18 protein-coding genes, 1 tRNA gene and 1 pseudogene are annotated in these 22,826 nt (G+C 29.1%); 2 read left to right on the top strand and 18 right to left on the bottom strand.

What is annotated here, in order from left to right; translation table 11 throughout:
* Nucleotides 1-34: 34 nt before the first annotated feature.
* Nucleotides 35-760, top strand: a complete 726-nt coding sequence (locus RSA29_RS09535) for a fatty acid desaturase CarF family protein (protein WP_346943127.1) — start codon at nt 35-37, stop codon at nt 758-760.
* A 127-nt stretch (nt 761-887) separates the two neighbouring features.
* Here RSA29_RS09535 and pglZ read toward each other — a convergent pair whose 3' ends face one another.
* From pglZ to RSA29_RS09465, 14 genes and pseudogenes are all read right to left on the bottom strand, one after another.
* Nucleotides 888-3,431 carry a BREX-1 system phosphatase PglZ type A gene (pglZ, locus tag RSA29_RS09530; RefSeq protein ID WP_346943128.1) on the bottom strand — a complete coding sequence of 848 codons (2,544 nt, stop codon included), beginning with the start codon at nt 3,429-3,431 and terminating at the stop codon, nt 888-890.
* A gap of 181 nt (nt 3,432-3,612) precedes the next feature.
* A complete protein-coding gene (gene brxC / locus RSA29_RS09525; RefSeq protein WP_346943129.1) occupies nt 3,613-7,260 on the bottom strand; it encodes a BREX system P-loop protein BrxC in 3,648 nt (1,215 codons plus the stop codon).
* Between the two features lie 21 nt (nt 7,261-7,281).
* The gene (locus RSA29_RS09520) at nt 7,282-7,860 is read right to left on the bottom strand and encodes a DUF1788 domain-containing protein (protein WP_346943130.1); all 579 of its coding nucleotides are present in this window, start codon (nt 7,858-7,860) and stop codon (nt 7,282-7,284) included.
* A gap of 29 nt (nt 7,861-7,889) precedes the next feature.
* A complete protein-coding gene (locus RSA29_RS09515; protein WP_346943131.1) occupies nt 7,890-8,483 on the bottom strand; it encodes a DUF1819 family protein in 594 nt (197 codons plus the stop codon).
* A 283-nt stretch (nt 8,484-8,766) separates the two neighbouring features.
* Nucleotides 8,767-8,991 carry a PC4/YdbC family ssDNA-binding protein gene (locus RSA29_RS09510; protein WP_346943132.1) on the bottom strand — a complete coding sequence of 75 codons (225 nt, stop codon included), beginning with the start codon at nt 8,989-8,991 and terminating at the stop codon, nt 8,767-8,769.
* A 161-nt stretch (nt 8,992-9,152) separates the two neighbouring features.
* Entirely contained in the window at nt 9,153-10,991 is a 1,839-nt protein-coding gene (locus tag RSA29_RS09505; protein ID WP_346943133.1) for a sensor histidine kinase, read from the bottom strand.
* A 271-nt stretch (nt 10,992-11,262) separates the two neighbouring features.
* Nucleotides 11,263-11,997, bottom strand: a complete 735-nt coding sequence (locus RSA29_RS09500) for a hypothetical protein (protein ID WP_346943134.1) — start codon at nt 11,995-11,997, stop codon at nt 11,263-11,265.
* Nucleotides 11,998-12,103: 106 nt separating this feature from the next.
* Complete coding sequence (locus RSA29_RS09495; RefSeq protein ID WP_346943135.1) at nt 12,104-13,393, bottom strand: hypothetical protein; 1,290 nt, start codon at nt 13,391-13,393, stop codon at nt 12,104-12,106.
* Nucleotides 13,384-13,878 carry a sigma-70 family RNA polymerase sigma factor gene (locus RSA29_RS09490; RefSeq protein ID WP_346943136.1) on the bottom strand — a complete coding sequence of 165 codons (495 nt, stop codon included), beginning with the start codon at nt 13,876-13,878 and terminating at the stop codon, nt 13,384-13,386. Before RSA29_RS09490 ends, RSA29_RS09495 begins: the two co-directional genes overlap by 10 nt.
* A 207-nt stretch (nt 13,879-14,085) precedes the next feature.
* Nucleotides 14,086-15,704: pseudogene (locus RSA29_RS09485) on the bottom strand (family 20 glycosylhydrolase).
* A gap of 133 nt (nt 15,705-15,837) precedes the next feature.
* Nucleotides 15,838-16,686 carry a Nif3-like dinuclear metal center hexameric protein gene (locus tag RSA29_RS09480; protein ID WP_346943137.1) on the bottom strand — a complete coding sequence of 283 codons (849 nt, stop codon included), beginning with the start codon at nt 16,684-16,686 and terminating at the stop codon, nt 15,838-15,840.
* A 25-nt stretch (nt 16,687-16,711) separates the two neighbouring features.
* Entirely contained in the window at nt 16,712-17,464 is a 753-nt protein-coding gene (locus RSA29_RS09475) for a class I SAM-dependent methyltransferase (protein ID WP_346943138.1), read from the bottom strand.
* 79 nt (nt 17,465-17,543) lie between these two features.
* Nucleotides 17,544-17,972 (bottom strand): methylated-DNA--[protein]-cysteine S-methyltransferase, encoded by a 429-nt coding sequence (locus RSA29_RS09470; protein WP_346943144.1) that lies wholly within the window; start codon nt 17,970-17,972, stop codon nt 17,544-17,546.
* Nucleotides 17,973-18,032: 60 nt separating this feature from the next.
* A complete protein-coding gene (locus tag RSA29_RS09465; RefSeq protein WP_346943139.1) occupies nt 18,033-18,848 on the bottom strand; it encodes a sugar nucleotide-binding protein in 816 nt (271 codons plus the stop codon).
* 331 nt (nt 18,849-19,179) lie between these two features.
* Between RSA29_RS09465 and RSA29_RS09460 the strand changes: the two genes are divergently transcribed.
* Nucleotides 19,180-19,255, top strand: a tRNA-Met gene (locus RSA29_RS09460).
* Nucleotides 19,256-19,408: 153 nt separating this feature from the next.
* Here RSA29_RS09460 and RSA29_RS09455 read toward each other — a convergent pair.
* The 4 genes from RSA29_RS09455 to RSA29_RS09440 all read right to left on the bottom strand — a co-directional run bounded on the left by RSA29_RS09455 (nt 19,409) and on the right by RSA29_RS09440 (nt 22,393).
* A complete protein-coding gene (locus RSA29_RS09455) occupies nt 19,409-20,221 on the bottom strand; it encodes an HD domain-containing phosphohydrolase (RefSeq protein WP_346944408.1) in 813 nt (270 codons plus the stop codon).
* A gap of 116 nt (nt 20,222-20,337) precedes the next feature.
* A complete protein-coding gene (locus RSA29_RS09450) occupies nt 20,338-20,577 on the bottom strand; it encodes a hypothetical protein (protein ID WP_346944407.1) in 240 nt (79 codons plus the stop codon).
* A gap of 257 nt (nt 20,578-20,834) precedes the next feature.
* Nucleotides 20,835-21,491, bottom strand: a complete 657-nt coding sequence (locus RSA29_RS09445) for a CatB-related O-acetyltransferase (protein ID WP_346944406.1) — start codon at nt 21,489-21,491, stop codon at nt 20,835-20,837.
* A gap of 158 nt (nt 21,492-21,649) precedes the next feature.
* The gene (locus RSA29_RS09440) at nt 21,650-22,393 is read right to left on the bottom strand and encodes an N-acetylmuramoyl-L-alanine amidase (protein WP_346944405.1); all 744 of its coding nucleotides are present in this window, start codon (nt 22,391-22,393) and stop codon (nt 21,650-21,652) included.
* Nucleotides 22,394-22,826 lie beyond the last annotated feature (433 nt).

Genomic DNA, 22,826 nt, shown 5'->3' with positions numbered 1-22,826 from the left:
TGGTGCACATAAAATCGAGGGGGACAAATCAAAAATGACAAATAATATTGAATCAAAACAAAAACAATTTATATTAGCTATGGACCTATATGAAAACAAAAAAATTTATCAACTCTTTGGAAAATTTATCTCCACTATAAATATTTCTCTTCAAGTGATTATCATCTACTTAGTTATTCCTATGCATATAGGGGCCCTATGGCAAATTTTTTCATTTATTGTAGCTTATGTTCTTACCGACTTCATAAATGGACTCGTCCATATGTATATGGATAATAATGATAATTACGAATCCATAGCTGGTCCACTAATAGCAAGTTTCCATTTGCATCATAGAACTCCTCTATATACTAAAAAAAATATTTTAGTGGTATATTTCAATGAATCCGGTTCTAAAATTTGGCTTTCAATTTTTATGATAATCGCTGCAATAGTAATTGGCATGTTTAATGTTAATGGCATAGTTGCATACATTATATTATATTTTAGTATACTATCATCCATAGCTGAACTTTCCCATTATCTTTGCCATGTATCAAATGCAAAATCATCAAAATTCTTAAGAAAAATAGGATTCTTGCTTAATAAACCACATCATGGAAAACATCACATGGAAGATAATGTTAATTATGCATTTCTAAACGGTATCTCGGATCCACTTATTAATGTAATTGCAAAATCACTTTATGCTGGCTATAAAAATAATACAGATAAACATTATACGTATTATAATGGAAATGACACCAAAAACAGGTCATAATTTTTTATTACACCTAATTATTTTCCTATAATATTATAACTTCACAGAAAAATGACACAGCCTCTTTTAAGCTGTGTCATTTTTCTATACACTTATTACAATTCTAAGAATTTCACCTTAGAAACCTTTAAAATCCAAAATCATTTAATATTGCTATATCAATATTAAATGGTATTCTATCATAATATCCACTAGCATCCTCTTCTTCTATTACTAAGAAATATTGCTTTGCTTTTTCATATATCATACTCTTTAATACAAACTTTTCTCTATAAGTTCTTTCTACTGGATTTTCAGATCTAGAATCTCCAATAATAATATTTTCATTAGATATTCTATTTCCTTCTTCATCTTCAAAATAACACTTAACTCTTCTAGAAATAACCTTATCTTGAAGCTTCTCATCTTGGAAGAATTCTAAATAAGTTATTATATTAGTTATCCTTCTTGTTATACTTGTTAGTGATATCTTTACATTTCTAATATCATTAACTGAAGATACACTTCTATCATTTTTAAACTTAATTACTGGAACTACTACTTCCTGTGGCATGGCTCCACCATGTACATAATTAGCACCTGATCCTTGAACTTTAAATCTTGAAGTTCCTTTTGGAGTAATTACATATTTATTAGACTCTTTTCCTAGTAAGTAATCCATACTAAAAGTTAATGCTCCTTCAATCCGGTCACTATTTGAGGATAATAAAAATCTTCTATTTTCCTCGCTATCATCAAGTTTTATACCTGATAATTTATTACTCTCTTCTATAGCACTTCTCTTATAAAGATATCCGTGATCTGCTGTAATAATAATACTTGCGGCGCTAACTCTGTTAACTAGTTTATTTATTAAACAACTTATCTCTTTAAACGCATCCTTAGTAGCAGTAAAAACTTCTCTTTCCGTACTAGCATGGTCTCCTCTAGCATCAATTGTATTATGATAAATATATACCACGTCTAGTCCTGTAAATACTTTTCTTATTTCAGCATCCTTCATATCCATAACCTTATCATAGGTAATTGCTAAAGATTTTTCATTTTCCATCTTTAAAATAGTGTTTCTATTCTCAGTTCCATTACTGTTAATACCATTAACTAACACATCGTATTTATCATTAATCTCTATAATATCATTAGGTAAAAGTGCAGCCATTCCTAGTTTTGTATAAGATGGTAATACCCCTTGCATATAGCTCAGCTCCACTTTTCCTTTTCTCCCGTTTATAATAAGTTCGCTAAGTTCCTCTGCACTCTCATATCTTAGTCCATCTGATATAATTACAAAGACTCTCTCCTTAATCTTAAACTTAATGTTTTCCTTATAGAAATTATCTTGTTGCTTTAACCCCTCTATTCGCCAAGAGTTTCCTCTTGTAATAGCCTCATTCCACTTAATAGATAACTCTTGTAAATACCAATTGTTATATATATTTTCAACAGTATCCCTTAGGTCATTCAACAATTCCTTTGATTCACAATTATCAAAGTGATAATAAAATTTTCTATAGGATTTATCTATATAGTAATATTCCTTTGAATAAGATTTAACCATATCATAAGCATTTTCTGTCTTGATTGTGGAATCCAACTCTTTCTTTTTATTAAGTAAATTAATTACCCACTTTATAGCCTTATACTCACTTATATGTTTTTTATAATATTGCATAGTTCTTCTTGACGATAATAGACTAATGTACTTATCATACTCCTCTACTCCATCCTTAAGTAGATTAGTTATCCTAGTTAAGATTAACTTATCCATATCCTCAAACACATCACTATTTATAAATGTTTCAGAGTCATTTTTTTCTAATAATTCTCCTATTTTTAACTTACTTGCTACAAGCTCCTGCATTTTATGATAGTATTCATTATCTTTTACATTGTTCATAAAATGATTTATAAATACAATACAATTAGTCACTTTAGGGGACAAAAATGATACATATTGCTTTGGCAGTTCAAACTTAACTGTTTCATTCATATTAGTCACAAGGAGCATAGCCATAAATTGCTCTAAGCTTCTTTCCTCAAAGGTATAACCATAATATTTTTCTAGTAAAGTCCATAAAGCATCTAAACATCCAAACTTCTTTATATCCTCATATACTTTATTATTTCCATCTAAGCAATCTTTAATTATTCTCTTCACAATCTCTTCCATATCCATAATTCTTACCTTCGTTAAAACTGCAAGAACACCAATATGAACTTTTTCCTTGGTATATTCCTTTATATTTAAGCTCTTAAAATTTGCTATTCTATCTTTATTCTTAAAGAAGGTATTGTAAATTTCAAATTCCTCTTTAAGTGAAGATTCCATAACCTTTAACTCTCTCATTATTACAGTGGCTCTATCTGTGGAAAATTCCTCACTATAAGAAAGAATATCATAAAGCCAATCCTCCTGTGGATTTGGCTTCTTCATATTAGAATAAACCAAGATGTTGCTATTTATATCTTCTTTTTCTATATGATACTTTACCCAAAACGCATTATTTGGGCTTAATTTAATAACCTTAACACCTTCAAACTCAAAATTGTCTATATCCTCAATAAAGTCTTCACTTTCATCATACCAAAATACAATATGACGATTCCTTCCATCACCTAAAGGCTTTTGAAAAAGTGCCTTAAGTAAGTTTGTTATTTCTTGCAAATTCATTTCTTCACCTCTCTCTAACCCTAAATCATATACAAAAGAAGGAATCCTAAATGAATTCCTAAGATATTATTTTTCAAATCCATCCAAGAGTTTTTTCCTTCTTTTAATTCTTAATCTAAATTTATGATTTCAAATTAAGAATTTCGAACTTTAAATCTTCAATTTTAAATTTTTAATTTAACTATATTAAACTTATTATTGTATCTTTTTCCAATTCTTCTTCTAATTTTCTTCTTAAAGCTTCAATAACTACATCAATATCTTCATGATTCTTAATAATTTTTTGCCCCTTAACTAATTCTCTCATGCTAAGAGTTTTAGTCTTTATTGTAACTGTTGGTATTTCTTTAGTTATTGAAGGTGTATATCCACTTGCACTGGCAGTTACTAATGATGTATCATTTTCAGAGCTAGCTCTTCTTATCTCATACTCTTCTAATCTCTTTAATCTTTCTTCTTCTTCTATTATTATTTTAGTCCACTTTATTTTCGCATTTTCTGCCAACTTATCCATTGATGATAATATAGTAAAACTATTGGCAGCTTCTGCTCTATTTTTAAGATTTGCAAACTCTTCTTCAATTTTATTTGTGAACTTCTTTTCAAGTTTATATCTCTCTATAGTTTCAAGGACTTGTGTCTTTGATTTTTCAATAAACTCTTTTACATGTATGCTTTCTTCTTCTAATAGTTCAATTATCTTATTGTTATACTTTTCAATTAGAAGAGGAATTGTTGGTATCTTTGAAAAAGGTTCAGCCATCTTTATTATTGATTTTATATCATCTATGACAACTTTAATATCATCATTAATTATAAATTCCTTATTTTCTTCATAGTTATTTAACTTATCAATTGCATTATCAAAGATAATTCTTTGTTCACCTTTGCTCCCAATATCAATTACACCACTTTCCTTCTTAAAGAAGAAACCTTTAATGTTGTCTATTCTATCTACATAATCTAGGAAATCATCCTCTAAATCATAAACCTGCTTAAAGAATTCTAAGGTATCCTTAATTTCAATTACTTTAACAAACGTTTTTTTACCGGCTTTTAAAATTTCTTCTCCTGGATAATTGTTTTTTAAGGTGAAGTTTGCAAGCATAATATTTATTTTTTCAACCTCTGATTTTGAATACTCTTTAAATATACTCATCATTCCATCTTCATCAGCTGGAAGTGACGAAAATCCAAATAAATCTTTATTTAAATCACGCAGTGTTTCTATATACTTTGTCGGAACCTTTTCTCGAGTTTTTAAAATTGCTCTATCCACATAGTCTTTCTTTATAACATAGCTAACTATTTCCCTGTTATTTGGTGCTAAAACTTCACCACTTAATATTACCTTAATATCTTGTTTCTTAAATAGATGAACTATTACACATTGTATATCAATGTCCTTCCATCCAAATGGCGGATTTGAAAATTTCGCAACTAAACTCTTTACTGTAACTTGAAGGTTTCTAGAAGAACTAGTTTCTATGTGTGACTTTATCTCTTCCACTGCAAGTCTATTTGGATCATTATCAATGATAGACATTTGATTTAAATCAACATCCATAATGTCATATAAATCTTTAGCGTTGTCCTTAAAGACTTTTACATAGTTTAACTTGTTATACTTAGAGTCTATTAACACTCTTAGCCCTTCATTTATTCTATCTACACTACTTTTCTCTTTAATATCCAAAAGGCTTCCATTGCTGTAAATTTCTGCAGTTCTTAGCGCTTCTTCTATTAAAAATTTTGCCCTTTTTAATCTATCTTCACGTTCTCTACTCTTCTTAGTTTTTATATCCTCAATAGCAGTACTTGATTTAGCTGCACCTTTAACTCTAAGATATGAATCTATTTTTAATACATTTTCTATCTCTTCTAAATAGTTAACATCCTTTGCAATGTTAACTATCACATTATTTTCTCTAATAGATATCTGTTTCAATTCACTTTGACTCGTTCCAAAGGCTAAATCAAAGTTTGCAGTAATGACCTTAACTCCAATCTCATTAGTTTGTGGTCCTCTGCCTCTATCATCCACTAACTTATTAAAGGTAAACATGTATTTCTTAGAGTAGTTAAACTTTGATTCCCCATATATATCATCAAATATTATTTCTCCAACCTTTTGAATTACTTCCCCATTATCTACAGCCATATTTTTAATTTCTTTATTTATATCTTGCTCGTCATTTGTAAGAAATATATAATCATCCCCATTTTTTTGCACAAGGGTTTCTCTTATTAACTTATTTAAAGAAGCTTGAACACACTTCTTTATTTCTAACTTATCTGCATCTATTTCAGCTGCTAATAAAGTAGCTAAGTTTTCAATGTTAGATTTAATTTCTTTTACATACTTAACTAAAAATAATAATTTTAATACCTCCACATCAAATTCATCTAACCTGTCATTCTTCTCTGCATTTATAATAACTAATCTAATGGATGAATCTAGGAAAGTTTCTATTGTCTTATAAAAAGCTGAAAAAGGTATAAGAACATTTGTATCCTTATCCATATAATCTATAGCCACTTGTTGGTATGCTCCAAGTAAACTTCTTTCCCCCTTAGATAAACTCTTACCTGAAGCTCCATGCTCTCTTACTCCATTAAATGCCGATTGTAATAAATTGAACTGATATGGTATAAATGGATAAACATCTGAAAAATCGTCACTATTCTTATATAATTTCATCTCCGCTGTATCAGAGCTGAAAGTTAAAAGATTTTTAATAATAGACTCCTTTTGCTCATACACGGCTTTCAAATGGCTTGTTGCACCATCTGTTTTTCTAAGTATACGTTTCTTTATAACTTCATCAACATTTGCAGATGATAAGGATAATCTTGTACTAAATCTTCCTTGAATCTTAGAGAAGTCATTTCCCTTTACTTTAGTAAACTCATCTAACCCCTCTTGTGACGTAACTATAACCCAACATTTCCCACCACACTTAGTACCTAAATCCTCAACGACAGTTTGAAGATTCAACATTAGTTGAGTATTATCTCCTATATATTGGCCGATTTCATCTACTAGGAATACTACATGATGATTCTTTCCTTTAGAATCACAGTATTCTTTTACCTTAGCCGCAAATTTGTCTATACTAAGAGAATAATTATCCTGACACTTTTCATACCAATTTTTTGCTGCATCCTTGCTCATCTTAGTAGCTTTTGACAATGATTCAATAATAGAATCCTCTTCATAGTAAAAGTCTTCTCTTCCTTCTATCCATGTATTTCCTGACTCTTCCTCAAAAATATTTTTAAACTCTTGATAAACTCCATCTTTCACCATTTGTTTTTCTAAGTCTGCTATCCAAGGCATTGATCCACAGAAACCTTGCATTTCGTTAAATACCTTATTAAATACATTAACAATAGCATCCTTATTAGATTTTGAGTTTGAATCTGATTTTGAATCTATATTAAATAGAATCACATCACTGGACACATCCCCTGCTATCTTCATATTTTCTAATATAAAGTTGTCTAAATTTTTATCATCAAAGTAAGATATAGCATCTTTTCCTTCAATATTTTTATTTTCCAAGAGATACGAAAGTATTTTTAGAAAGTGAGATTTACCACTACCAAAAAATCCCGATATCCATACTGCATTTTTATCCGCATTGCCTATTATTCCCAATTTGTAAGCCTCAAAAAATCTATCAATATGCTTAGTTAACTCACCTGTTAAAACATACTCATCTAACTCTTGCTTTATATTCTCATCAGATCCTTGACCAACCTTAATTACACCTTTAATATCTCTATCAATTTCTTTATAAAACATTGATTTTAATTTAATTTCCATTTATACTCCCACTCTCTTTTGTTATTTATCAATCAACTGAAATGCTCTATAATAATTGTCATCCTTTAAATAATTGAATAGCATCAACGATCCACCATCATAGTTACCTGGGAAAAACATAACTAATGGTTGCTCCTCAACAATTCTATGTAAATTGTTTAATATAGTGTGGGACCTTATAATAGGCCAAGCCTTACCTACCCCTGTTAAAAACACTATATCATTATCACTCAATCTATCTTCTATATATTTAACGACTAAATCATTCTCCAGTGTTAATCTTAACGCCTTTTTAGTAGCATCAAATACCTGTTCACTACCTTTTTTATCTTCCATGATAAAATTTTTTTTCAAGAATCCTTTTGACTCTAGTATTTCTAAAATCACTTCATATAGATCAAACTCTACTATATTTAATCCGTAAGCATTCTTCGTCTTTTCCTTTATATATTTCACTCTATCTCTAACTAACAATTCATCCTCTGGATTATAATCAAATATATAGAAACCAATTTCATTTCCTAATCCATTATTTTTTCTAAAATTTGGATTCACTATCTTTGGTAATATCTCATCAAGTCTTTGATATATATCCTTCACTCCCTGCACCTCCTACCAATTGTTTTTTATTAACTTATTCCTAGTATTGCATTAATGTATCTATCATTTCCTGTACTATATAAATACTCTTTCAACTCAACCTCAATTATAGGTACTCTAATTTCTTTATCACCCTTTTGGTTTATAATAAGACCACTTTCAAAAAGAATTCTTATATAAACCTGTTGTAATTTCTTAAAGGTATACTCCGTCCACGAAGCAACTTTTTCACTTTGTTCCCTTTTATTTTGAAAAAATATTCCAAAGTCTTTATCTCTTATATATAAATCCTTTAGTAAAATTTTTTCCCGATATACTTCATTTATAAATTCAAAGAAAAGTCTATCCGTCCTTAAAATTAATAATAAGACTATCACTTTTGATGTTTCCACATTGCTATTTTCTATTTTATTAATTAAATAATCATCTCCAGCTTTTAACCTAGCAGTTATAATTGATGCAACCTCTATCTTTCGCGCTTCACTTTCTAATTGGAAAATATTCTCATATAATGATTTTTCTTTTATATATTTAAATTCAAAGCCTTCATTTATAAGCCTTGCAGCCTTTTTAGTCTCTTTATATAAATAAGGTCTAGATTTAATTGTAGACTTATAATCCATTCAATTATCCCCTCCATGGTCCACTTTTATATTATTATAACACAATTAGGATTTCTTTAACCTTCATTATTATCGCCTTTATATTATAATTTTCTATTTTCAATTCATGAATTTTCATTAAATAATATAATCCTTCTACTAAGTATTTTCATAAATATTAGGTATCTTTTTCAACGTGAAATTACTAGAAGAGTTACCCCTTACCAAAACAATAAATATCAGTAGTAATTGCATAAAAAAGTGATACAACCAATTTATGATTGTATCACTCTTAAAGTTTGCCTTATAATATATCCATCCCATTGAGAATCTCTTTAAGCTTCTTTAATTCATCAATGCTTAGAGTCACACCCTTACCCATCTTCTCATGTTTTGGTGCCCATTCTCTTAAGTCATACTTGGGTTCTTTATCATTCCAACTAATTAGATTTAATTCTTTCTTCCACCCTTTATTTGATTCTGATATAGTGCCTAATTCTTTTTCTATTGCATATTTAATTTCTGCCATATTACTCACCCCACTCTATTTAATAATATATCATGATACTAATTAACTACAAACTTTTTATTTAACTTTAAAACAATAAAATATAGCTATCTTTAAAACAATTGTTGAAACCTTATTATCACAGATTTTAAACATAGTAAGTAATTAATCATCAGCATACCTTATGAATATATGTCTGAAAATTCAATATGAATTTTATCTACATTACATTGTGGTATAAATCCTTCTATGAAAGATTGATCCTCTTCTTCCGAAACCAATTTAACAGGTATTTCTATGATGAATTCTGTACCTTCGCCACATTTGCTTTTGACAAAAATATTACCATTATGCATTTCAACTAAAGATTTAACTAACGATAACCCTATTCCACTTCCCTCATTTCTCCTAATATATAATTGATCTACCTGTCTAAACCTTTCAAATATTATTTCTTGTTTATCTTCCGAAATACCTATCCCAGTATCCTTTACAGATATTAAAACACTTTCTTTTTTATCACATATCTTGACCTCTATTTTATCATTTGGATTTGTAAATTTAACTGCATTTGAAATAAGATTCAACATAATTCTTTCCATCTGCTCAGAATCAAATGCCATAATTTTTTCTTCTACTTCTGTATCAAATATAATTTCTCTGGATTTACTATTTACATAGTCAACTGTTGACAATGTTATATTTTCAACAATCTCTACAATATTCTTATTTTGTAAGTTTAATTCCTTAAACCCTGAATCAATTTTTGAAATATCAATTAAATTATTTACTAGTTTTAATAATCTATAGGAATTTTGATTTACTAAATCTATGTATTTATTTAATTTTTCACTGTCTAGGTCATGATTATTACTATGCAAAGACATTAATTGCATTGTAGAAAAAATTATATTCAAGGGAGTTTTTAGTTCATGAGATATATTTGAAAAAAATTCAGTTTTTAACTTGTCATACTTAATAGCTTCTTCTAGTAAGCTTTTATTTTCTTTTATAAGAGTATTAAAACTATTTGATAAAATTCCTATTTCATCATCACTTTTTATATCCGATTGAACTGTGAGATCTCCTTTTGTAGCTATTTCCATACATTCTTTTAATTTGTTAATAGGTTTAACAAATGCATTTGTTAGAAAATATAATACTCCACCAATCAAACTCACTATTACAATGGATGTAATTATAACATATGCCTTTAATACTTCTAAACTTTTAGTTACCTCATAATAATTAGCTGACATGCCTATCGCCCACCCGTTAGATTTAATAGACTTAAATGACACTAATTTTTTTTGGCCATTATAAGAATAATATTCAGTCCCTTCTTCACCTCTCATCATTCTCATAATAATGTTTTTTAAATCCTCACTAGCATTTTTAAATAAATAATTATCCTTCGGATGTACTATTGTTCCTCCATTAGAGTCAACCATATATGCATAACCATAATTCCCGATTTTCTCTTCATTTATAATATCAGTGATGACAGATAAATTTATTGTGCCTGCTACTAATCCAATGACTTCACCTTTATTGCCCCTTATAGGTGCAGAAATTATAATAATTGGATTTCCTGTAGATTTAGATATCATAGGATCTGATATAATAGTTTGTCCTTCAATAGTTTTATGGAAATACTCTCTATCTTCAATATTACCTGATACTCCGTTGCTTGCCTTGTAATTCCCATCTAAATCCGATATTAAAAGCACTTCATATTCCGTGAAATACTTTTTATTTTCATCAATGTAATTCACTATTGCATCATAATCTAATTTCTCAGCGGAGTTAAGTGTGGATATTATTTCTATTTGCTCTCGCCACTTTTCAAATTTATTTTCAACATTCACTACCAACTTTGACACTTTTTCTTCAGTTATTGTTTCAATGTGATTAATAATTATTTTTTCTGAAAAAGAATATGCTATTAATGCTAAAGATAATAAGCCTATAGTAGCTACTAAAATTACTGGAAATATAATTTTTTCCTTTAAGCTTTTCATATTTTACCCACTCCTATATTGTAAAATTATCTCTATATGCCTTATTCTTCTACATTTTAAATTTCAACATATTTCAACGTAATTCTGTACATAAACACAATTTTAAGCTACTTTCCTATTTTTTTCAACTTAAACAGCTACATAAAACTACATATTGTTCCTAAATATCTTTTAATATGTAATAATGAACTTAATTTAATAAAAATAAGGTATCATCTTAAAATACAAATAAATGTTTTTTAAATGATACCTTGTAACTTTCCTGCAAAATTTATTTCTTTTTAATTACCCTAGTAAAATTATATTTCCTATATAAGTTATAGATAATAGTTATAAGCAAAATAGTACTCATTACAACGGCTACTATGCCTATTACTTTCATTTCTTTTTGCTCAACTGCTATTGCTACATATCCCCAAATGAAAACTAAAGGGAATATGTTATCTTGATTTATAATCGAAAATAAAATAGCAATCACACTTCCAACTATAATCAATATGATAGCCCACCCTACTTCACCTATTCCGAATATTTTTGTTACCCCCATGATTTTAAGCACCAAGCTTATGTTAGCAATAGTTGCTACAGATAGCCATGCTGTCAAAAAAGAAAATGGAACATTGAAGTATTTACTTAAACCACTTTCACTTATAATCTTATAAATAATCAAAGCTGTAATTAATGCTCCTATGATAAATATAGGCGATAATTTTATTGGTACCAATATAGTTAGTCCTGTAAGAACCATACATGCTGCAAACCAATATCCTACCGATTCATACATATCCTCTTCAATTGCATTTGCAAAGAATTCTTTTATTACCCATGTGCCAAGTAAAGAGTAAATCAAAATCCATATGCTAAATGCATAAGGTGCAGGCATAAATAAAGCCATAACTTCATTTGTATTAAACATACTGCCACTTTTAGCAAATATAAAAGATGACATTAATAAAAATATGAAACTTAATAAATTAATTATAAATAATGGTTGCTTATTTTTCATATTATTCCCCCCATACTTAATATATATGGGATAAATATATTATTTAGTCTCATCTTTTCAAAATAACACTAAAATCCAACCAAACTAAAATATATAACTACTACAGCTAATTAAAATGGACTTCTGCCTTTGGTAGTTCATCTAGATACTCTGCTTTAACTGCTGGAACATAGTAGATCCCGTAGGTTTTAAGACCATTACTCTGTTCCATGGTAGGCATTTCAATATAAAATCTATAAAATGGAATAAATACGTCATTGTAATTATCTTTATTGTAAGTTATCTCAACCTTTCTAATATAGTTTTCACCTGGAAACCTCTCTGGCACTGAAGTAGAATAATTACCTTTTAATAATAACTGCTTAGCTTCCTCTTTTGAAATTATCGGATAATCCCCAATACTACTGGATATATCTACATTGTCAATCCATATAATGAATAACTTACCAAAATCATTACTACAAAATCTTATTTTCTTAAAATTATAATTTAGTATCTGATTGGTTAAATCACCTTTACCTTCATAGCCACTATAATCCCATAGAAAATTTTCCCCATAGGTATAACTCCCACTAACCGCTAAAACTGGAGCTTGAAACTTGGTAAGATTGCTAAATTTATTCAGTAAAATACTTGTAGTTTTCTTTACACTATCTATACCATTCACTGTATTCCCATTATCAAAGGATACATCCGCTGAAATATTAGGCGCTGTTACAAAATAAATCTTAGTAGTACCAGATTTATTTACTGTAATTTCAACATCTGAAGATTTAGCTATTATATAGTTGTTATCTTCTTCAATATTATTTATAGAAATACCTAGTGCTTCTGCATTAGTCTGAGCAATTTTCCTCATTTCATCCTTTGATATCCCCCCTAAATATTTACCATTTTTATCTGTTTTTGAAACATTATTGAAAACAGGTAAGGATGCAATGTTAGCATCTTTCGTCCATGGATTTCCATTTTCCAATTCCGAAATATTAAAGGCCATTAAGGCTTCATAGCCCATTCCATCCTTCACCCCATAATTCATTGCTAGTATCGGAAGATTATCTTTTGGTACAAATTCTGAAGGTAAACTATCTTCCTGTTGTCCGTTATTTACCTCATTATCTATTATATAATTAGGATTTGAATCTTCTTGTTTAGTTGGCTGTTTTGATATATCGGATGTATACTCACGGTATTTAATTAGAAAGGTTCCACTAATAAGAATAGTTAGTATTGCAGCTACCGTTGCTAGACTTCTAACTATTTTAGACTTCATAGTCCTTTTTGCAACTATTTCATTCATATTTTCTACTAGCATTTTCTTTGTACTATTCTTAAATGCTTCACTCACTGTTAAATTATCTAGTTCTGACTTGTATTTATTCATATTCATATCCATTGAACCTCTCCTTTCAATAAAGTTTTAAGTTTACCTCTCCCCCTATGGAGCCATGACATTATAGTGTTCTCCTTTACGGATAAAATTTTAGCAATTTCGCTGACTGATAGTTCTTCATAGTAATATAGGTAAATAGCATTCCGCTGATTTGTTGGAAGTTTTTTTACATAAGCAAGGATGCTATCCTCTTGATCAATTGATGAAAAAATCATTGAATCATTTATAGGTATAATTTTTCTATACCACGCTGTCTTGAAATTGTCCTTACATAAGTTAATTGTAACTCTTATTATCCAAGACTTTTCATGATTTTCATCTTTAAATTTCGGTTTTTTTTCTATAAGTTTTAAAAATACATATTGCGTAATATCCTCTGCATCTACCTTATTATTTACATAATGCATTGCAATACGTAATATCATATTTGAATACTCTTCTACAAAATATTCAATATCTGAAGGACTTAAATTAGATGTATAATTCATATTTTCAACCTCCTTTCATAACTAACACGAATGACCCTCCTAAAATATTGCAGTGTATTAAAAAATCTTTTTACCATTTCGCTGATAAAAAGATTCTTAGCTTATATTCCATTACTTTGAATTGCTAACACTTAGAAAATACGCTTTATTTTACAGTCATAATCACCATACTTGATGAAACCCTTAGAAATTATTATTGTTACCAATTTATTGAGCCATTTCCCATAAAGCACCGTCTCTATAGTAATTTATTCCTTCATTCTTCATTCTTTCTCCTTGACTTTCCAGTCTTATTTTATATTCATCCCAATTTCTATCTACTTTAGGTGTCCAACCTATTTCAGCATAGCTAATAGCCTTGGATATATCATATAGTCCATCTGATTTTGAGTTGAAATAGTTTCTGTCCAAAGTGGTGCTTCTACACCTAAAACTAAATCCTTTGGAGCATAGTCAGTAGGGTCCCAATTATATGCAGTTTCTATCGGTATATAGCCTGCCCAGTTTAGCCCATATGGTGTATTTTCGTTGTATTTCATATCTAAATAAGTTTTTGATGCAATTGAAACAAGTATTTTCATTCCTTTCTCAACTGCCGATTTATTAGAATCCTTCCAATTCTGTAATATTACACTTGAATTTATCTCCGGTGATGTATCAATTGGGTCCCACCCTATTGGAATTTTTCCATATTTCTCAGCTATTTTAGTTACCCTACCTACAAAATAATCATAATCTTCCTTTTTAGTAGCATCTGCTTCATCCCCTCCAATTTGAAAATATTTTGAAGGCGATATGGCAGAAACTTCCTTAATTACATCATCAATAAATTCATAGGTTTTTTCATCATGAGTCATAAAAGTGCTAAATCCTACTTTTGTACCAGTATATAAAGGTTTCTTTTTACCATCTGGATTTAAAAATCCATAAGAAGCTAATGCAGCATTAGTATGACCTGGCATATCAAATTCAGGAACTATTTCTACATATCTCTCCGCAGCATATGCAACCATATCTTTAAATTGATCTTGGGTATAATATCCTCCAGGACCTCCCCCGACTTCTGTACTTCCGCCTATTTTAGTTAAGTCTGGATATTTTTTTATTTCCAAACGCCAGCCTTGATCATCGCTAAGATGTAAGTGAACCTTGTTTATCTTATACTGAGCCGCAAGATCAATTTGACGTTTAACTTCATCTACTGAAAAAAAGTGTCTAGCTACATCAATCATTAATCCTCTGTAGCTATATTCCGGTTTATCCTTTATTGTTGAAGCTGGGATACTCCATTCTACACCTTTACTCACAGTTGTTTTATCAACGGCCGGTGGCATTAACTGTCTTAATGTTTGAACACCCCTTGAAAGCCCTTCTGGCTTATATGCAGTAATTTTCACACTTTCAGGTGTGGTTATAATATTATAACCTTCATTACCTTGATCCTCTGTCCCCCCTATAGTCGTCATGTAAATACTACCTGGTGCTGGATTTCCTCCTTCGATAACTTTCAATTTGAAACCCGTTGAAGTCTTCAGTTTGCCTCTTATAAATTCTGCAATTTTACTAATTTCCTTGGTTTCCTCCTTACTATTGCCTTTCACATAAATTGAAGTATCTTTTGTAAGTATAAATTTCCCTTCACTACCTTCATAATTTAAAGGCTTTGGAATAATATTATTAGCCATGCTATCCACCATAAAAGTTGACTGTACAATATTATTTTCCCTAGACATTACCATTAAGAAAGATACTATTGGTATAAAAATTATTAATATAATCATCATTACGGCTATAAACTTCCAATCTGTATTACAATTACTTTTCATTAGTTCACCATCCTTGCATATTAATATATAGTTATTTTATTTCCTAAAATACTTAGGTTATACTATATATTATTTGCAATATGGCACATAAATTATTTAGATAATTTAAAAATAAAAATTTATTCACTACTCATTACATATCCTCATATACCGGTTCGCCCTCAATAAATGTAGCTACAAGTCCAAGTTTTTCAAAGTAAGCGCACATCTTCTTACATGCAAATTTTTCTGTAGAATAGTGTGTACCTCCCAAAACATTAATACATTCCTTTTGTTCAAGTTTATGCACTTCCGAATAGCTTTCATTATTAGTGGTAATACCTGTAATTAGTATATTTACATCATTTTCAATCATTTCATAAATAGTATCTTTATTATTTCCTCCACCTGCTACAATAGCTATTCTTCCATCCTTTATATTACTATCTCCATATAAGTAAAGACTTGTATCATGTCCCAATACCTTTGAAAACTTATTATGCAATCCCTCCATTGTTTTATACTTACTTTTCCCAATCACACCACTTAAAGCTCCACAATAAGCCTTAAATGGTTTTTCAATTTCTATATCTAAAGCATCTGCTAAAGTTTTACTTGTCGAATATTCACCAAAATTATCTAATGGCACATGCAAATTGTATATAGATATTCTATTTTCTCTAAACTTTTCTAATAATGCTCTATCCATCTGATAGAACGGTTTTTTTCTTCTAATATCCCAAATAGAAGGATGGTGTAGAAATAGCATAGCATCTGTTATTCCGTCATCAACAATACTCTGCAGTATTTCTTTAGTAGGAAACACTGCAGAGTAAACTTTATTAATTTCATCCGAAAAATCGCATACTATCCCCATACTTCTTTCTTTGAAATTCATAGAAATATATTCTTCTACTTGACCCATGAATCTTGACCAATCATCTCGCATACCTTTCGTGATAAAATCTTTTTCTAAATGACTATATAATTCACTAGATTTCATAAAATCAACACCTCCATATCCCTTATTATTTTATAGCATAAATTGTAATTTCCCCTGGAAGTCTTTTATTTGTCCAACTTGGCTCTTCATTAAATTCTTTAATTATAAATCCATTTCTTATCATTGAATTTAGAATTTCACTAATACTATATAATCTAACTGAGCAATCTGGGAACTCTTCACCTTCTTCTTTATTTAACATACTTTTATATGCAACATCTCCCTGGTGTATATCCGTATCAAAATAATCATCAACTGATGATTCAAAGAAGTTAATTGGCATTACTTTTCTAAATGGATGAAAGTCATTTAATACTACTTGTCCACCTGGTTTCAACACTGAGAATAAAATCTGCATAAATTTATCAATATCATGAAAATAATGAAGTATTCCACCTTCTAGATATAACATATCAAAATAATTTTTATACTTATTCATATCTATATCATATAAATCCCCAACAATATAATCCAGCTTCACATTAGAACAAGCTGCTAATTCCATAGCATATTTTTTATTATCTTCTGATATATCAAATACCGTTACATTTGCACCTAAAAGTGCTAATGCCACAGCTCGCCTCCCATTTGAACCACATGGATTCGCAATTTTCAAATCCTTAACATCAGAAAAATATTTTCCATGTTTCTTAAGCCTAGAAATCGGATTCTCAATTATCTTTTTAGCCAGTTCCTGTGGCAACCCATCACTCTTCACCCAAAATTCATATGCTCTATATTCCCATGCTCTTTTATTTACTTCACTTTGGTTATTCATATTTCCCCCTATGATAAAATTAAACCCTTATTGTTAATAACTCTTTTACAATCATATTAGAAATTTTAGTGCTGAAGTTTTAAAAATAAGTATTCCCTTTTTCATGCTGCAAAAGCCACTGCTTTCTATTAAGTCCACCAGCATATCCTGTTAAACTCTTATTAGCTCCTATAACCCTATGACAGGGGATTATTATACTTATTAAATTTTTACTATTAGCATTGCCTACTGCTCTTGTTGCTTTTTCATTGCCTATTTGTATCGCTTGTTGTTTATATGACCAAGTTTCCCCATAGGGTATTTTCATCAAAGCCTTCCAAGCATTTTTTTGAAATTCCGTTCCTTGTACTTCACACTCAATGTCAAACTCTCTTCGTGTACCATTAAAATATTCATCAAGTTGTTTAATACATTCCTTTAAAATCTCTGTCTCTTCTAAATTTTCTTTTGCTTCATCTACAAACATAACCGATATTATTGCTCTATCTGAAGCAATTATTTCTACCATTCCAATAGGCGAATTATAGTATCCATAGTATTTTCTAATCACATTGCCACCTCCATATGCTTATCTAATTAATTCCTTAATTACAGACTTAGTTGTTATGCTTAACTCCTTTGGAAATTCATTACTTCTATTCGATAAGATTGCAAAGTATCCTTCCTCACCAAAATCCTCTTCAATTCTAGAATTGTTGAATTCTAACTCGCTTACTAAGTCTTCAAAAAAATCTTTATGGTTAAGAATATCCTCTGTTGCTATATGAAAAATACCATTCATCTTATTTTCCATTATATAACTTATTTTTTTTGCTATGATTACATCTGTAACAACATTTAAAAATAATTTAGGATAAACAACTATTTTTTCATTATTAATTAATGATTCTCTCAATTGTTTCATTCGTACACAATCTTTTCCCCAAACCTGTGGAAGCCTTAATATACAAGCATTATTCTGTAGTATTTTTAAAATTATTTTTTCACATTTTATTTTATATTTTCCATAGTCAGTACAAGAATTTGTAAACTCATCCTCATAGTGTGGTTTTATTAAATTATTATCAAAAACATTTGTAGTCGAGAAAAAATATAGTCTTCCATCAATAGCTTTAAGATATTCAGCAATTTTTTCATGGAAAACTAACTGTTTGTCAAAATCCCCTCTCAGGCATGATATTATAATTTCAGGTTTTAAAGTGCTTATCATATCGTAAGCATTATCTAAATCCTCTAAATCTAATTTGAAGCTCATATTTCCCTCTATCAGTTTAGGATGTTTATAATATGTTCCATATACTTGAAATTCATTACATCCATTTAATTCATTAATTATTGCCTTACCTACAAGTCCACTTCCACCTAACACTAAGACTTTATTCATAAATTAGACCTCCGTTAATTTATTTTGTACACTTCATTTGGAAATTATAATTCAAAATTTCAACTGCAACGGTAAAATTATTTTTATATGCAACAATATTTATCCACATTCCTCATGAAAAAATATCCACATAATATAATAAGTGTAAAATATGATTATTCAAACAGCAATACCTTATTGATAAATATTTTATATATTTACCAATAAAGTATTGTTGCTTATTTTAATTAAAAATAAATATAAATTTATTTTCACTAATATCATTGACTTCTTTGGATAATAACACTATACTTACGAAGTAGCTTAAGGAGATTTCTTAAGAACTTAATATCGCGGGATGGAGCAGTTGGCAGCTCGTCGGGCTCATAACCCGAAGGTCGTAGGTTCAAGTCCTGCTCCCGCAACCATTTAAAATGGCTTAAACATATAGTTTAAGCCATTTTTTCTTTTGTTAGAAATGGAATAAACTTTTACTATCTACTCCTAATTATTCATAACCTAATATATAATTAATATTTTATAAGGAGTGTATTAAATGATTAAAGATAAAACAATGTTGCTTACAACCTCTTTAAAAATTCTAAAAATGCTTCCACTACTCTTGGATCAAACTGAGTACCTGAACATCTTTTAATCTCTTCAATAGATTCTTCACTGTTTACTGCTTTCTTATAAATTCTATCATTTGTCACAACGTCATAGGCGTCTGATACACTTACAATCCTTGATATTATTGGTATTTCCTCTCCCTTTAATCCCATTGGATATCCCTTTCCATCCCCTCTTTCATGATGGTGTAAAACTCCTTGTGCTACATTTTGAAGTTCGCTAGATGCTCTTATTATCCTATTAAAACCATTAGTATCTCCCATTATTAGTCCTAATGGTAAATAACTCTCCTTACTCAGCTCTTCGGCTCTCTCTTCAAAGCTAGTTTTGTTGTTTACTTCCGTTAATATATCCGTATAACTGAGATATTTAAGTCTTTCTTGAGCTATCACTTTTTCAGTAATATCTATAGAACGCCCAACTATTCCTAATATATTTCCTATACCATCTATAAGTGGCATCTTTACAACTTCTCTATAGTTCTTTGTTCCATCTGGATTTTCAAATATAACTTCATTAAATATACTTGTTTTAGTCCCTGATATTATTGCATCATCATGTAAAAACTTCTCTACTAACTTTTTGTTTGGATTTATTTCAATATCAGTTTTTCCAATTATATTATCTATTCCTCTTAACTTATTGAAATCTCTACATTCTTTATTTGCATAAATATATCTTCCATCTTCATCTTTATAGAAAATCACCCCTGGTAATATATCCATTATTTGATTCGTTAGATTTCTTTGTTTCTCCAATTCCATATCTTTTTCTTTTACCTTGTATGCTTATGTGATTGTATAAACCATACCTGCTATAGCAACTAGCTCCTTATTATCATTTATTATTGGTACTATATTGCATTCTCTGTATTCACTATCTAAGTATAAAAAAATGATTTAGCCTTTAATGTATCCATTACCAATCTGCAGCTTTCATTATATGTATTGCATGTATTCTCATCAAATATATCTTCATTTTTAAGACCAATGAAGTCTACATTTACTTTATTCGTTATCTCTTTATATTTATTATTTACAAATATATAATTTAGTTCTAAGTCTTTTATCCATACTGGAATACTTGAATTCTGAATTAAAATCCTAAATATTTCATCCATATTTTACCCCTCTGATTTAAAGTGCTAAGTATTCTATATTTTTCTAATTAATTACAATTTTACAGTAATAATTACATATTGTCTACAATCCTCAAATTATTGTTACATAGAACTACACTATTTTATACTTACTTATAATTTAAAATACAAAAAGACATCATTTCTGATGTCTTTCTATTTCTCACTTTGCATATCTTTCTATTTCTCACTTTGCATTCTAGTATTAACTACTAGAATTTTAAAATCATGCTTATTTATTATTTGTTATTTATGTGAAAATTATATAATCCATCTATATCTTCACTGCAAATATACCTCAAAGCTTCATTTATCGTATCTATTTCCCAATCCCACCATTTAATTTCTAGCAACTTATTAATATGTTCTTCGGAAAATCTTTTCTTCACAAGTTTTCCTGGGTTACCAACTACAACTGTATATGGAGCTACGTCCTTTGTTACCACTGCCCTTGTTCCAATTACCGCACCATCACCAATTTTCACTCCTGACATAATCATTGCTTCTGTCCCAATCCAAACGTCATTTCCTATAACTGTATAACCTTTTCTTTGAAACCCATCTTTCGCATTTGAAAACACACTTGGATTAAAGGGATATGCTGAAATCCATTTATGGTTATGGCCCTGATTCCCAGCCAACATAAATCTAGCTCCTGAAGCTATTGAACAGAACTTGCCAATTTTTAATTTATCACACTGAAAGTCCTGGCCAAAAATCTCTTTATAGCTTTTAGTACTTCCATCTCCTAATAGATATCTTACACAAATATCTTCAAAATTCTCTTTGTGATAATATCCTGAGTAATATGTAAATTCACCGACTTCTATGTTAGGATTTTCTATGCTATCCTTTAATATTTTACTATTTAGCCAACTCTCAAAATTATTTTTCATATAATTCCTCCAACTTAATAATGCTTTTAATATGTGTATATACACATTTAATCTATAAATTTTATACATAAATTTAAAATTCTATTTTATGGGTTTAAATTTATGTATTTTTAATTTTATCATATTATTAAATAAAAAAACTATTTATTTAGTTTAATCTAAGGTTTAAAATATTCTTGTATTCCCTTAACTATTCCTTCTGCTAATTTATCCTGATAACTATTACTTAATAAATTCTTTTCCTCCTCATCATTTGTAAGAAATCCAGTTTCTATCAACACAGAAGGGCATTCAGACTCTCTCAATATCTTATACTCTTCACGTTTTACACCTCTGTCCTCTGCTTCTACTGTTGACATTATCCCCCCTTGGATTTTCTCTGCAAGCTTCATTGATTTCCCATCATCATCTCTCCAGTAAAAAGTTTCAATGCCTTTTATATCTGATAACTCCGGTTCCGTAGCATTGCAATGCAATGATACGAGAATGTCAGCATTATTTTCCCGTTCAATTCTGTTTATATTTTCTAAAGATATAAATTCATCCTTTGTTCTAGTGGCTATAACCTCTATGGACTTGTCCCTTTTTAATTTATAAATTACCATTTTCCCAATCTCTAAAGTTACATCTTTTTCTACACTACCACTTACAAGATTTGATGCACCATCATCGTTTCCACCATGACCTATATCTATAACAACCCTTTTTTTATCATCCTTTTTATCCTTTTGTATTAAGTTTGTCTCATCTTTAGGTGATAACATTCGTACATTTACATCTTCATTTGAAAATATGATATTAAATAATTTAAAACCAATAAATATTACTATAAAACTAGAAATTATTAACCTTTTTTTGTTTATCTTTAATACTTTCCTCTTTTTCTTGTAATTTTTTTTCAACACAAAAACCTCCTTCTATAATAGAAATCCATTTTTCTAGAATTAATTCCTTATCTGTTTTGAAAGTTCTTTAAATGTCATATATAGGTTTTTAAAATTTGTTAACATTAACAATATAATAAATTTTACATTATCATCAAATTTTCCGTACCTACACGCTACTTAATGTACGTATTGTTTATATAATAAAATCCTCATAGTTTTTATTGCAATTATACCATAATTTTCAATATATTATTTGATATTAATATAATAATTATTATATTAAGTTCATTTTTCTGAAAAAACGTTAAACTTTTAAATATAGATATGAATTTTAAATCATATTTATATTTAAAAATTACAAATAAAAAAAGCAGTTGGTAACCTTATTTCACCAATAAAATGGTACCTATAGACCGGACACATATAAAAAAAGTGTCTAGTTTATAGG

The organism is Clostridium sp., assembly GCF_036660475.1.
In the GTDB taxonomy this organism is placed as follows: Bacteria; Bacillota; Clostridia; order Clostridiales; family Clostridiaceae; genus Clostridium_J.
This window is presented reverse-complemented; position numbering and strand designations above follow the sequence as displayed.